Origin of the sequence: Flavobacterium agricola (assembly GCF_025919725.1) — a bacterium.
In the GTDB taxonomy this organism is placed as follows: domain Bacteria; phylum Bacteroidota; class Bacteroidia; order Flavobacteriales; family Flavobacteriaceae; genus Flavobacterium; species Flavobacterium agricola.
This window is the reverse complement of sequence record NZ_CP081495.1, coordinates 2069059-2083366: the sequence shown is the minus strand read 5'-3', so window position 1 is coordinate 2083366 and position 14308 is coordinate 2069059. Positions and strand designations below refer to the sequence as shown.

13 protein-coding genes and 1 pseudogene are annotated in these 14308 nt (G+C 34.0%); 10 read left to right on the top strand and 4 right to left on the bottom strand.

Annotation, left to right across the window (positions count from 1 at the left end):
• Positions 1–82: 82 nt before the first annotated feature.
• The 10 genes from K5I29_RS10350 (at position 83) to K5I29_RS10305 (ending at position 10082) form a co-directional block, all read left to right on the top strand.
• Complete coding sequence (locus K5I29_RS10350) at positions 83–583, top strand: F0F1 ATP synthase subunit B (protein ID WP_264433109.1); 501 nt, start codon at positions 83–85, stop codon at positions 581–583.
• 6 nt (positions 584–589) lie between these two features.
• Positions 590–1117, top strand: coding sequence for an ATP synthase F1 subunit delta (atpH, locus tag K5I29_RS10345; RefSeq protein WP_264433107.1), 528 nt, complete (start codon positions 590–592; stop codon positions 1115–1117).
• A 41-nt stretch (positions 1118–1158) separates the two neighbouring features.
• A complete protein-coding gene (gene atpA / locus K5I29_RS10340; RefSeq protein WP_264433105.1) occupies positions 1159–2733 on the top strand; it encodes a F0F1 ATP synthase subunit alpha in 1575 nt (524 codons plus the stop codon).
• 62 nt (positions 2734–2795) lie between these two features.
• Positions 2796–3659, top strand: a complete 864-nt coding sequence (gene atpG / locus K5I29_RS10335) for an ATP synthase F1 subunit gamma (protein ID WP_264433104.1) — start codon at positions 2796–2798, stop codon at positions 3657–3659.
• 91 nt (positions 3660–3750) lie between these two features.
• Positions 3751–5199: an oligosaccharide flippase family protein gene (locus K5I29_RS10330; RefSeq protein ID WP_264433102.1), complete on the top strand. Its 1449-nt coding sequence runs from the start codon at positions 3751–3753 to the stop codon at positions 5197–5199.
• A gap of 28 nt (positions 5200–5227) precedes the next feature.
• Positions 5228–5662 carry a dUTP diphosphatase gene (gene dut / locus K5I29_RS10325; RefSeq protein WP_264433100.1) on the top strand — a complete coding sequence of 145 codons (435 nt, stop codon included), beginning with the start codon at positions 5228–5230 and terminating at the stop codon, positions 5660–5662.
• 7 nt (positions 5663–5669) lie between these two features.
• Positions 5670–6680 carry a sugar nucleotidyltransferase gene (locus K5I29_RS10320; protein ID WP_264433099.1) on the top strand — a complete coding sequence of 337 codons (1011 nt, stop codon included), beginning with the start codon at positions 5670–5672 and terminating at the stop codon, positions 6678–6680.
• 2 nt (positions 6681–6682) lie between these two features.
• A complete protein-coding gene (locus K5I29_RS10315; protein ID WP_264433096.1) occupies positions 6683–8014 on the top strand; it encodes a tetratricopeptide repeat protein in 1332 nt (443 codons plus the stop codon).
• Complete coding sequence (locus tag K5I29_RS10310; protein ID WP_264433094.1) at positions 8011–8793, top strand: DUF4292 domain-containing protein; 783 nt, start codon at positions 8011–8013, stop codon at positions 8791–8793. Before K5I29_RS10315 ends, K5I29_RS10310 begins: the two co-directional genes overlap by 4 nt.
• A 17-nt stretch (positions 8794–8810) precedes the next feature.
• A complete protein-coding gene (locus tag K5I29_RS10305) occupies positions 8811–10082 on the top strand; it encodes a murein hydrolase activator EnvC family protein (RefSeq protein ID WP_264433092.1) in 1272 nt (423 codons plus the stop codon).
• Positions 10083–10126: 44 nt separating this feature from the next.
• Here the strand turns inward: K5I29_RS10305 and K5I29_RS10300 are convergent, their stop codons facing one another.
• The 4 genes and pseudogenes from K5I29_RS10300 to purN form a co-directional block, all read right to left on the bottom strand.
• On the bottom strand, positions 10127–12025 hold the full coding sequence (locus tag K5I29_RS10300) for an amidophosphoribosyltransferase (RefSeq protein WP_264433091.1): 1899 nt from the start codon (positions 12023–12025) through the stop codon (positions 10127–10129).
• A 64-nt stretch (positions 12026–12089) separates the two neighbouring features.
• On the bottom strand, positions 12090–13019 hold the full coding sequence (locus tag K5I29_RS10295; protein WP_264433089.1) for a PfkB family carbohydrate kinase: 930 nt from the start codon (positions 13017–13019) through the stop codon (positions 12090–12092).
• Between the two features lie 108 nt (positions 13020–13127).
• A pseudogene (gene rnhA / locus K5I29_RS10290) lies at positions 13128–13606 on the bottom strand (ribonuclease HI).
• On the bottom strand, positions 13599–14162 hold the full coding sequence (gene purN, locus K5I29_RS10285; RefSeq protein ID WP_264433088.1) for a phosphoribosylglycinamide formyltransferase: 564 nt from the start codon (positions 14160–14162) through the stop codon (positions 13599–13601). Before purN ends, rnhA begins: the two are co-directional and overlap by 8 nt.
• Between the last annotated feature and the right edge of the window lie 146 nt (positions 14163–14308).

Sequence of the window (14308 nt, the reverse complement as noted above, 5' to 3'; positions counted from 1 at the left end):
AATAGCATCTGTAGCGGTTGGCTATAGATGCTTTTGATTAAACAAAATATTAATAAGTTACTAAGTATAAAATCTGATATAAATGGAAAAGTTAATCAACGATTTTTCATACGGTTTGTTTTTCTGGCAAGCTATTATTTTACTAGTTGTTGTTATCGTTTTAGGTAAATTTGCATGGAAACCAATCGTTGCAGCTTTAGAAGACAGAGAAAAAGGTATTCAAGATGCTTTAGATTCTGCGGAAAAAGCACGCAAAGACATGCTTAACTTAAAAGTTGATAACGAACGTTTGTTAAACGAAGCTCGTGCTGAACGTGACGCGATGTTAAAAGAAGCTCGTGACATTAAAGAACAAATGATTGCTGAAGCTAAAACTGAAGCGCAATCACAAGGTGAAGCTTTAATTGCTCAAGCAAAATCGGTTATTGAAGCAGAGAAAAATGCTGCTATGGCAGAAATTAAAACACACGTTTCAACACTTTCTTTAGAAATTGCTGAAAAAGTTTTAAGAGAAGAATTATCTAACAAAGCATCTCAAGAAAAATTAGTTGAGAACATGTTAGCAGATATAAAAGCAAACTAATTATTTATGGCAAGAGCAGCAATTAGATATGCACAAGCAGTTTTAGATATTGCTTTAGCAAACAATAATGCCTCTGACGTAAATGGAGATATGGAATTGATTGCAAGTACAGTAAAAAACAATACTGAATTAGCTACATTTTTACTTAATCCTGTAATTTCTGCACAAGTTAAAGAAAATGCGTTAAACGAAATTTTCGCTTCTGCAACTACAGGAACTAAGCGTTTATTCCAATTATTAACATCAAACCAACGTTTCGAAATTTTACCAGCTATTGCTGAAAAATATACAGCGTTGTACGATGAATCTCGTGGGGTACAAAATGCAATTGTAACAACTGCTGTACCAATGTCAACTGAATTAGAGGCAAAAGTTTTAGAGAAGATTAAAGAAATATCTTCTAAAAAAATTACAATCCAAAATGTTGTTGATCCTTCTATTATTGGTGGATTTATTTTACGAATCGGTGATACGCAATACAATGCATCAATCGAAAATAAAATACAACGTTTAAAAAGAGAATTTAGCAATTAATATTTACCACACTGCAAAGTGTTTAAATTATATATTAAAAAATGGCCGAAATTAAACCAGCTGAAATTTCAGCAATATTAAAGAAACAATTATCTGGTTTTGAATCAGGTGCTACTTTAGAAGAAGTGGGAACAGTTCTTCAAGTAGGAGACGGTATCGCTCGCGTATACGGATTATCAAACGCACAATATGGTGAGTTAGTTCAGTTCGATAACGGGCTTGAAGCTATTGTATTAAACCTTGAAGAAGATAATGTAGGTGTGGTATTATTAGGTCCGTCTGCAGGTGTTAAAGAAGGTTCTACAGTTAAAAGATTAAATAAAATTGCCTCTTTAAAAGTAGGGGAACAAATGGTAGGGCGTGTAGTAAATACACTAGGTCAACCAATTGATGGTAAAGGTCCTATTGGTGGAGATTTATACGAAATGCCATTAGAGCGTAAAGCTCCTGGTGTTATTTTCCGTCAACCTGTTACTGAGCCAATGCAAACAGGTATTAAAGCTATTGACGCTATGATTCCAGTTGGTCGCGGACAGCGTGAGTTGGTTATTGGTGACCGTCAAACTGGTAAAACAACTGTTTGTATTGATACCATTTTAAATCAAAAAGAATTTTACGATGCTGGTAAACCAGTATTCTGTATTTATGTTGCAGTAGGTCAAAAAGCTTCTACAGTTGCAAATATTGCTAAAACTTTAGAAGAAAAAGGTGCTATGGCGTATACAATTATTGTTGCTGCTAATGCTTCTGATCCTGCTCCAATGCAAGTTTACGCTCCAATGGCAGGTGCTGCAATTGGTGAATATTTCCGTGACACAGGTCGTCCTGCATTAATTGTTTATGATGATTTATCTAAACAAGCAGTAGCTTACCGTGAAATGTCATTAATTTTAAGAAGACCACCAGGACGTGAAGCTTACCCAGGTGACGTTTTCTACCTTCACTCTCGTTTATTAGAGCGTGCGGCTAAAATTATCGCTGACGATTCAATCGCACAAAACATGAACGATTTACCAGATTCAATTAAAGGTATCGTAAAAGGTGGAGGTTCTTTAACTGCTTTACCAATTATCGAAACTCAAGCTGGTGACGTTTCTGCATATATCCCAACAAACGTAATTTCAATTACAGACGGACAAATTTTCTTAGAGTCAGATTTATTTAACTCGGGTGTTCGTCCTGCAATTAACGTAGGTATTTCTGTATCTCGTGTTGGTGGTAACGCACAAATTAAATCAATGAAAAAAGTTTCTGGTACTTTAAAATTAGACCAAGCACAATACCGTGAGCTTGAAGCTTTCGCTAAATTTGGTTCTGACTTAGATGCTGCAACTTTAAACGTAATTGAAAAAGGTAAACGTAACGTTGAAATTTTGAAACAAAAAGTAAATGATCCGTATGCTGTTGAAAATCAAATTGCAATTATTTATGCAGGTACTAAAAACTTATTAAGAAATGTACCGGTAGATAAAGTTAAAGAATTCGAAAACGATTATATCGAGTACTTAAACGCAAAACATAAAGATACATTAAACGCTTTAAAAGCTGGTAAATATACAGACGAGTTAACTTCTGTTTTAGACCAAGCTGCTAAAGAAATTGCATCAAAATATTAATTAATCTAGGATAGGAGTTAGCAATAACTCCTAACTCCTACTCCTAAATTACAAGTTATAAAATGGCAAACTTAAAGGAAATACGTAATAGAATTAGTTCAGTTTCATCTACGATGCAAATTACATCTGCGATGAAAATGGTTTCTGCTGCTAAATTAAAACGCGCTCAAGATGCTATTACTGCCATGCGCCCTTATGCCGAAAAACTTACTGAATTAATACAAAACTTAAGCGGTTCTCTTACTGGTGATGCAGCTGGTAAATATTCAGAGCAGCGCGAAGTAAATAAAGTATTAATTGTAGCATTAGCTTCTAACAGAGGTTTATGTGGAGCTTTTAACTCAAACGTTTTAAAACAAGTTAAAACGATTGCGGCTCAATATAAATCTGATAATGTTGCTGTTTTTGCTATTGGTAAAAAAGCTTACGAATCGTTATCTAAAACAGAACATGTTATTGCAAATCGCAGCGATATTTATGACAACTTAACGTTTGATAATGTTGCTGAAATTGCTGAATCTTTAACAAATATGTTCCTTACTGGTGCTTACGATAAAATTGTTATTGTTTACAACCAGTTTGTTAATGCAGCTACGCAAGTTGTGGTTGAAGAACAATTTTTACCTTTAGCTCCTATCGAATCTGCTGATGTTGTTGCAACTGAATTAGATTATATTTATGAGCCTTCTAAAGAAGAAATTGTGACAACTTTAATACCTAAGTCATTAAAAACACAATTGTATAAAGCGATTAGAGATTCTTATGCTTCGGAGCACGGTGCACGTATGACAGCAATGCATAAAGCAACGGATAACGCTAAAGATTTAAGAGATCAATTAAAATTAACTTATAATAAAGCACGTCAAGCTGCAATTACTAATGAAATTTTAGAAATTGTTGGTGGAGCAGAAGCTTTAAATAACTAATTTAATTTTAAGATATATTTTAAAAGAGCTAACTTGTGTTAGCTCTTTTTTTATTTCACTACCTTGTTTACATTTACATAAAAAAATATTTGTGAGTTTATATACCAAGCTTTTTAAGCAAACCTTAGTTTACGGTTTAGCTGCAGTTTTTCCTAAAATTATTGGCTTTATTATGGTCCGTTATTACATTAACTGGATGCCAGAAAATGCCTATGGAAGCTACAGCTTAATCTTTTCTTGGCTCATGTTTTTAAACGTGGTCCTTTCTTTTGGTATGGAAACTGCCTTTTTTAGGTTTTATAATAAGTACGAGGATAAAAAACAAGTAATTAGTAATGCTCTGTATATTATTCTTGGAATTTGTTTGGTATTTTGTATTCCAGCTTTTGTGTTTATAAAACCCATTTCTAATTATTTCATTACCGATCCGGTAGTTACAGCATTTATTATTGCCATTTTAGTTTTAGATGCATTGGCAGTTGTGCCTTTTGCTTTATTACGTGCCAAACAAAAATCTGGAGTTTATACCGGTATTAAAATTACAAACGTTTTACTTTACTCGGGCTTTACGATTGTTTTTTTATATGTTTTACCGCAATTTTTTCCAAAATCGCGTTTGTTTATTCAAAACTTCGAGGTCGGATATGCCTATCTAGCCAATTTAATTGCCAGCTTAGTTTGTTTGTTGTTAGTTGCTAAAACGTATCGTTATTTACGTGTTGCCTTTAATTGGCATTTGGCAAAAGAAATGCTTATTTATGCGTATCCCGTTATGATTGGTGGTTTGGCTTTTGCTATTAATGAAAGCTTTGATAAAATTATTTTAGATTGGATGTTACCTAAAGATGTCGGCATTATCGAGGTTGCTCGTTACGCAGCCATATATAAGCTTGGGTTGTTTATGGTTTTGTTTCGCATGGCATATACGCTTGGTATAGAACCTTTTTTCTTTAATTATGCTAAAAACGAAGATGCACCAATTAAATATGCAACCGTAACTAAATATTTTGTGTTATTCGGGTCTTTAGTTATGTTAGTTATTGTTGTTTGTGCAGATATTTTAAAAATCATCATGATTCCTAAACAGGCATATTGGTCTGCAATGGAAATTGTTCCGTACATAATTCTTGCCAATTTAATGTTGGGCATTTATACCAATTTATCGGTTTGGTACAAAATTCAAGACAAAACCAAAGTTGGTATGTACATTTCTATTTTGGGCGCTATTGGTACGTTTGCTTTTAACTTCTTGCTTATTCCGCATTTCGGAATTTTAGGTTGTGCCATGGCAACATTATTGGTTTATGCGTTTATGATGTATACTTCTTACCTACTAGGGCAAAAAAATTACCCAATTCCGTACGATAAAAAAGCGATAAGTTTATATTTAGGCTCTTCTACTCTATTATCTTTCGTTTATTTCTATCAATTTAGAGAAAATTATATAATTGGCTTTATTTTTGTGGTCATATTAGTTGCAATTATTGGTTGGAACGAACGGCCTTTACTAAAACAATTACTATCTTTAAAAAAAGGATAATATAATCTTGAATCGCATATAATTACTTATGAAAATTAAAGTTATAAATAAATCAAAACATCCGTTACCAAGTTACGAAACGGAACTTTCTGCCGGAATGGATATCCGTGCGAATATTGACGAACCTATTGTGCTTGCTCCATTAGCACGTACATTAGTTAAAACAGGCCTTTTTATTGAGCTTCCGAAAGGTTACGAGGCACAAGTACGTCCGCGTTCCGGATTGGCAATTAAAAAAGGAATTACCTGCTTAAATAGCCCCGGAACAATTGATGCAGATTACCGCGGCGAAGTTGGGGTAATATTAGTTAATCTTTCTAACGAAGATTTTGTTATTGAAGATGGTGAGCGCATCGCTCAAATTGTAATTGCAAAACACGAACGTGCCGAATGGCAAGTTGCCGAAGCGCTTTCTGAAACAGAACGCGGAGCAGGCGGATTTGGTAGTACGGGCGTTAAATAATATAAATATGAGAATAATTGTACCAATGGCGGGCCGTGGTTCCCGATTAAGACCACATACATTAACGGTTCCAAAACCATTAATTCCTATTGCAGGTAAACCAATCGTACATCGTTTGGTCGAAGATATTGCTAGCGTTATCAATCAAGAAATAGAAGAAATTGCTTTTATTATTCACGAAAGCTTTGGTAAAGCTGTAGAAGCAGATTTATTAGCTATCGCTGAAAAGTTAGGTTCTAAAGGAAAAATTTATTACCAAAACGAAGCATTAGGAACAGCTCACGCAATTTTATGTGCTAAAGAAAGCATGCAAGGTAATATTGTTGTTGCTTATGCAGATACGTTATTCCGTGCCGATTTTACGTTAGAAACCGATGCAGATAGCGTTATTTGGGTAAAAGCAGTTCCAGATCCAAGCGCATTTGGCGTGGTGCAACTAAATGATAAAAATGAAATTGTTGATTTTGTTGAAAAACCAAAAGAATTTATTTCAGATTTAGCCATTATCGGGATTTATTATTTCAAATCGGGCGAAAATTTACGTGCCGAATTAGAATATTTATTAGATAACAACATTATCAAAGGCGGAGAATATCAGTTAACCGATGCGTTAGAAAACATGAAGCAAAAAGGTTTACTTTTTAAACCGGGCAAAGTGGACGAATGGATGGATTGTGGAAACAAAAATGTTACTGTAGAAACCAATTCGCGCATGTTAAACTTTTTACACCAAGACGGACAAAATTTAGTTGCCAATAATGTGGTATTAGAAAACGCAAAAATTATTCAACCGTGTTATGTGGGCGAAAATGTAGTACTTAAAAACGCTACTATTGGGCCAAATGTGTCGGTTGGAGCCAATTCGGTTATCGAAAATGCAACCATAAATAACTCGTTAATTCAAAACAACGCAACCATTACTAATGCACAATTGACCAATTCAATGATTGGTAATCATGCGGCATTTAATGGTAAATTCACCTCAATTAGCATTGGTGATTATAGCGTTTTAGATTAAATATGATGCAAGTAAAATCGCGCTTTATCGTTTTTTATTTCTTGCTTTCCGGTTTTGTAGCTACGGCACAAATACCGGGTGAAAATGTTGCGGACGAAATTGAAAATAATTTTTACGAAGCCATTTCTCAAAAAGCGATCGAAAATTACGATAAAGCCATTGTTTTACTTCAAAAAAACGTTCAAAAACAGCCCGAAAATGCTGTTTTTTACAATCAATTAGGTAAAAATTACTTTGCTTTAAAAGATTATTACCAGGCCGAATTGGCTTATGAAAAAGCCATTTCATTAAGTGCCAACCAAAAATGGTATTGGATTGATTTGTACAAGCTTTTTTATACAACTAAAGATTTTAAAAAAGCAATTCCTATTGCAGTTAAAATAGCCGAAATGGATCCGGAATATACCGACGATTTAGTTTCGTTGTACGTTTATGCTAAAGAATATGATAAGGCTTTAGTTTTGTTAGACGAATTAGAAAAACGTGGCAAATTATCTCCGGCCATGCAACGTTTTAAATTTCAGGCAGAATCTGAGCTGAAGTTTACTAAAAAAGTGAAAGCCGATTTTAAACAAGCAACACAAATTAATCCGGCTGACGAAACCGCGTACGAAGAATTAATTACCAATTATTTGCATGACGAAGATTACGATAAAACGTATCAAACCATAAATCAATTGGTACAACATGTACCAAACTCAGATTGGGGGCATGTAACGCAATTTCGTTCTGCTTTACAAGCCAATAATTATGCAACAGCGTTACAACATTTAAACGCTGCTATTACCAGCAACACGGTGCACGAATTGCTAAAACACCGTATTTTTAATGAATATTTAATTTTTGTAAATGCAAACCCAAAGTACGAAACCGATTTGGTTTCGGTGGTAGATTTATTTAAAAATCAAGATATTATTAATGTTCCTAAAGAAGTTGGTGTATTTTTTTACAACAAAAATAAATTTAACGTAGCGCAAGTTTATCTGGAAAAAGGTTTACAAAACAACCCGAACGATGTGGTATTGCAAACGCTTTTAATTCAAAATTTTCTAGCCAATAAAAACTACGCGCAAGCGGCAATTGCGACCAAAAAATATATAGAACTTTATCCGGCAGAAGCCAAGTTGTATTATTATTTAGGTATTGCACAAGTAAACTCAAACGAGCCTAAAAAGGCATTACAAAGTTTTGATGAAGCTTTGACTTATTTGTTTGATGATGATGCGTTAGAAGCTAATATTTATATTCAAATGGGCGAATGTTACCATAAGTTAGGTAATGAAAAGCAAAAAGAAACGTATTTTATAAAAGCCAATAAAATTCTTAACCCATGATGATTAAAAAATTTGCATACCTTTTTTGTTCTCTTTTTATTTTAACTGCATGTTCATCTAAAAAAACGGCTGTAGAAACTGCCGAAGCAACTTCGCGCATTTCTAAATCCGAATTGGCAACCAAACATTATGCAATTCCAACTGATTTTAATACCTTAAACATCAGAACAGCTATAAAATTTAAAGATAAAAAGCTAGATCAAAGCGCAAGCGCTGATATTAGAATAGAAAAAGACAAACAAATTTTAGTTGTGGTTCGTTTTTTGGGCATTACCTTTGTTAAGGCATTAATCACGCCCGACCGCGTTTCGTATTACGACAGCTTTAACGGACAATATTTTGATGGAAACTATCAAATTTTATCCAATTGGTTGGGGGTAGATTTAGATTATACCAAAGTGCAAAATATATTTTTAGGAAAATCCATTTACGATTTAAATCAGGTTAACTTTGTAACAGCTTTAGATAACGGATTGCATAAAATAAAATACAAAACGCGTGATGGAGTTATTAACGAATCGTTTTTCGAAGATTTAAATTATTTGTTACTAAAAACCACGCTGAAACAGCCTGACGAAAACCGCCAGGTAGTTTTAAATTACACCGATTATAAAGCAACTCAAGGAATATTTTTGCCCGCAACAATTGCTATTGTTGCCGAACAAGAAAATCCGGTTCAAATAGATATTAAATACAATTCTGTTTCTGTTAACGATAATGTTTCGTTTAAATACGAAATTCCTAACGGATTTAAACAAATTCAATTGGTTACAGAATAAAAGTAAGCGTAAATTAAATGTATAAATTATTTTTTTCTCTCGCTTTTATAAGCTTAACCCATATTGCTTGGGGGCAACAAACATCTGCACAGCAACAACAACTCGAAAAACGTAAAGCACAATTGCTTAACGAAATTCGTATTGCCAATTCTAAACTAAATATTGAAGCAAGTAAAGAAAAGGATGTGTTGGCCGATTTAAAAGCATCTGAAGAAAAAATAGCAATTATAGAAGATTTAATTACCACGGCAGAACGTGAAACCAAGTTTTTAGATGATAATATTTACAACACCCAAAAACAAATAAATGTTTTAACTGCCGAATTAAACGCTTTAAAAGAAGATTATAAAAATACCATTGTAAAATCGTACAAAAGCCGAAACGAAAAAAGCCGAATTATGTTTGTGCTTTCTTCCGAAAATTTTTTACAAGCGTACAAACGCATTCAGTACATGAAGTACTATGCAAGTTACCGTAAAATTCAAGGCGACGAAATTCAAGAAAAAAACGAACAAGTTAAAGCGCAAAAAATTGAATTAGAATTGCAACGTGCTAAAAAAATTGCAATTATAGAAGCTAACGAAAAAAACAAACAACTTTTATCTGAAGAGAAAAAGAAAAATGAAAAGTTAGTTGCCGAAATTAAAAAGAACAAACGAAAATATACTGCCGAAATAACCAAAAAGCAGCAGCAGTCAAAACAAATTCAAAAAGAAATTGACGAATTGGTGCGTAAAGCAATTGCCGAAGCCAACCGCAAAAAAGCAGAAGAAGCCCGCCGTAAGGCCGCAGCAGCCAATTCATCTTCTAAGTCCAAAACAAATACAACTACAGCAAGTTCTGCTAAAGTTGTATTAGATAAAGAAGGCGAAATTATATCGAATAATTTTAAAAACAATAAAGGTAAATTACCTTGGCCGGTAGAAAATGGGTATGTTTCGTCTAAATTCGGTATCCAGCCGCATCCTGTATATTCAAACTTAACCATTGATAATGGTGGGGTTGAAATTAAAGTTGAAAACGGAAGTAATGCACGTGCTGTTTTTGATGGCGAAGTAATTCAAATTCAAGTTTTAGGAAACACGAAGGCTATTTTGGTTCAGCACGGAGAATATTTTACTTTATACAAAAACTTAAGTACCGTGTCGGTTAAAGTTGGTGATAAAGTTACTGCCAAGCAAGATTTAGGGCGCATCCACATTCCATCTAACGGACGTACGGTTTTAAACTTTTATGTGTATAAAAACACTGAAAAAATGAATCCTTCCCATTGGGTGAAAAACTTATAATAAAAAAACCGATGTTAAAGCATCGGTTTTTTATTATGAATTTATTAATAAGCTCTGTCGTTGTTGCCTTCGTAAAAGTTTATAAAAGCTTTATTTACTACGCGATTTCCGCCTGCTGTAGGATAATCACCCGTAAAATACCAATCACCTAAATTATCTGGACAAGCTTTATGTAAGTTGCTTACCGATTGGAAAATAATTTTAACCGGAGATTGAATATCTTTTGGTGTAACCAATTCAGCTATTTTATCAGAAATTTCCTGATCTGTAAACGGTTCGTAAATTGTTTTTACGTGGTTTACAATCTCATCATCCGGTAAATTTTCTTGCGCTTTAGATTTTTGATAAACTTCTTCAATTAAATGATATAAGTTGCGCTCTTTTAATAACGCTAAGGTTGCCTGAAAAGCAATTAAACCTTCTAACTTGGCCATATCAATCCCATAGCAATCCGGGTAACGAATTTGCGGTGCCGATGAAACAACCACAATTTGTTTGGGCTGTAAACGATCTAGCATTTTTATAATCGAATTTTTTAATGTAGTACCGCGCACAATACTATCATCAATAATAACTAAGTTGTCAGTTGGTTTTACTACGCCATAAGTTACGTCGTAAACGTGTGCAACTAAATCATCACGTGATGAATCTTCGGTAATAAACGTACGTAGTTTTGCATCTTTAATTGCTATTTTTTCTGTACGAATTTTAACCGAAAGTACATCTTGCAACAAATCTTCGTTTAAGTTGTTTTGGTTCTCTAAAATGGCTTTTATTTTACGCTGATTTAAAAAATCTTGTGCAGCGCTTACCATACCAAAAAACGATGTTTCTGCCGTGTTTGGAATGTATGAAAAAACCGAATTATCGGTATCAAAATCTATGGCTTCTAAAACTTGTGGCATGATTAATTTACCTAAATCTTTGCGTTCTTGGTAAATTTGGGCATCATTTCCACGAGAAAAATATATTCTTTCAAAAGTACAAGCTTTTAAAGGTAATTGTTCTCTAATTTTAGCGTCAATTACGGTTCCGTCTTTTTTAATAATTAAAGCATGCCCTGGGGTAATTTCTTTAATTTCGTTGTAGGGCACGTTAAAAACGGTTTGAATAACCGGACGTTCAGAAGTTACCACGACAATTTCATCATCTTCATAATAAAATGCTGGACGTACACCTGCCGGATCACGCGTTACAAACGCATCACCATGCCCTAATAAACCTGCCATGGCATAACCACCGTCCCAGTTTTTAGAGGCACGACGTAAAATGCGAGCAATATCTAAACGGTTTGCTATTTCTGGTGAAGCTTCGCGTTTTGATAAACCTTCGTTTTTACATTCTAAATACAAATCGGTTACTTCGTCATCTAAAAAATGACCAATTTTTTCCATAACCGTTACCGTATCTGCCATTTCTTTAGGATGCTGTCCTAAACGTACCAAATCGCTAAATAATTCTTTAACATTGGTTAAGTTAAAGTTTCCGGCAACTATTAAATTGCGGTGCATCCAGTTGTTTTGACGTAAAAATGGATGTACGTTTTCTATTGAGTTTTTACCAAAAGTTCCGTAACGTACGTGGCCTAAAAATACTTCGCCAATGTAAGGTACGTTGTTTTTTTGCCAAGCTACATCGTTCGCTTTGTCCGGATTTTGTTCTAAATCGGTATTGATGCGTTCGTTAATTTGTTTAAAAATATCTTGAATTGGCGCAGCTTGGTTTGAGCGGATTCTGCTTATATAACGTGCTCCGGGTTCCATGTCAAATTTAATACTAGCCAAACCAGCTCCGTCTTGTCCGCGGTTGTGTTGTTTTTCTAGTAATAAATACATTTTTTGCACGCCATAAAAAGCTGTTCCGTATTTTTCTTTATAGAATTCTAACGGTTTTTTTAATCGTAAAAGTGCAATTCCACATTCGTGTTTTAATGCGTCGCTCATTGTTGTTGTGTTGTTTGTTTTTGGTATTTATAGTCAAAAAAAGCCACACAAGGTGGCTTATAAATTATTTTGTTAGCTCAATGTCGTAATGAGTTAAAGCTTTAAATTGTTGCAAGCGTGCTTTTACTTCGTCGCTTGTTAAGTTTTCCATACGTTCTGTACCAAACTTTTCAACACAGAAAGATGCTAAGGTAGAACCGTAGATAATTGCATTTTTCATGTTGTCAAACGAGATATTTTCGCTCTGAGCAATGTAGCCAGAAAAACCTCCAGCAAATGTATCACCTGCTCCTGTTGGATCAAAAACTTCTTTTAATGGTAAAGCCGGTGCAAAGAATACATTTTCGTTATGGAAAAGCAAAGCGCCGTGCTCTCCTTTTTTAATAACAACAAATTCTGGACCCATTGTATGAATTTTAGCCGCTGCTTTAACTAATGAATATTCACCAGAAAGTTGACGTGCTTCTTCATCATTAATCGTAATTACGTCCACGCGTTTAATTACGTCTAATAATTCTGGTAAAGCACAATCCATCCAAAAGTTCATAGTATCTAAAACTACTAATTTTGGTTTAGCTGTTAATTGATTTAAAACTGAGGTTTGAATTAACGGGTGTAAGTTTCCTAACATAACTACATCAGAATCTGTAAAGTTTGCAGGTACAACCGGATTAAAATCAGCTAAAACGTTTAATTGTGTTTCTAACGTATCACGAGAATTCATGTCGTTATGGTAACGGCCGCTCCAGAAAAAAGTTTTTCCTTCTTTCACCACTTCAATACCCGAAATGTCAATGTTTTTAGCTGTTAATAAATCTAAATATTCTTGAGGGAAATCGCCACCAACTACAGAAACGATTGCTGAATTTACGTTTAATTGTGAAGCAGATAACCCAATATAAGTTCCTGCACCACCTAAAATTTTGTCTGTTTTTCCGAAAGGTGTTTCAATAGCATCAAAAGCTACTGTCCCTACTATAAGTAATTTATTCATTTTAATTTACATGAAAATAAGACGCAAAGATATAGCTTTTTATTATTTGCTCAAAGTATTTTATTTAAGTTGAGGCGCTAATGATGTTAAAAAAACAGGTTTAAAAAGTTAATTTTTAGCTTCGTTTTGTTCGTACCAAACATCGGGTTTTAAATTTGATCTTAAAGCAGCTTCTACCGCAATTTTATCACAATACTCATTTTGCGGGTGGTTGTTATGCCCTTTTATCCATTTAAACTTAACCTGATGTTGTCTGTAAACGTGTAAAAAGCGTTGCCATAAGTCCGGATTTTTTTATCTTTAAAATCTTTTTTCTCCCAACCAAAAACCCAACCTTTTTCTACAGCATCCACCACATATTTAGAGTCAGAAACAACCAATATGTTTTGTTTGGGTTTGGTAATTTTTTCTAGTCCAACAATTACAGCTAATAATTCCATGCGGTTGTTGGTGGTTAACCGAAAACCTTCTGCGAACGATTTATTGTAGCTGGTACCTACTAACTCTAAAATAACACCGTAACCGCCCGGCCCCGGGTTTCCTCGAGAAGATCCGTCGGTATAAATAATTATTTGTGGATTACTCACTTAATAGCTTGTTTATAGTTGTTGGAAAATGTTCGTATTCGAGTTGATGAATGCGTGTTGCAATTTCATCAGCCGTGGTACAATCGCCTACAAAAACTTTTTCTTGTTTAATAATTGCACCTTCGTCGTAGTTTTCGTTCACGTAATGAATGGTAATGCCCGTGTACGATTCTTTATTTGCTAAAACAGCATCATGTACGTGCATGCCGTACATGCCTTTACCTCCGTAGTTAGGTAACAAGGCTGGATGTATATTTATTACTTGGTTTGGATATACGTTAATTATATGTTCTGGAAATTTTAGTAAAAAACCAGCCAAAACAATTAAATCGGGTTTGTACTGATTTACTATTTCTAAAACTTTTCCGCTCTCTAAATCTGTTTTTGAGAAAATATGTGATGGAATTTGATGCCTTTTTGCACGCTCAAGTACCCCCGCATTTGCTTTATTTGTTAAAATTGCATCAACTTTTGCTGTTTTTGTTTGGTTTAAATGCGAAATTATTTGTTCTGCATTGCTTCCATTACCTGATGCGAAAATGATTATGTTTTTCATATAAAATAGATATAAAGCCTTATAAATACTTAGGTTAACAAGTACAAAGAAAAGCATAAAAAAATAGAAATGATAAAAATTATCGTTACATTTAAAATTAATTTTTATCTTAGCTCCGACTATTTATCAAACAATTCATGTGGTAT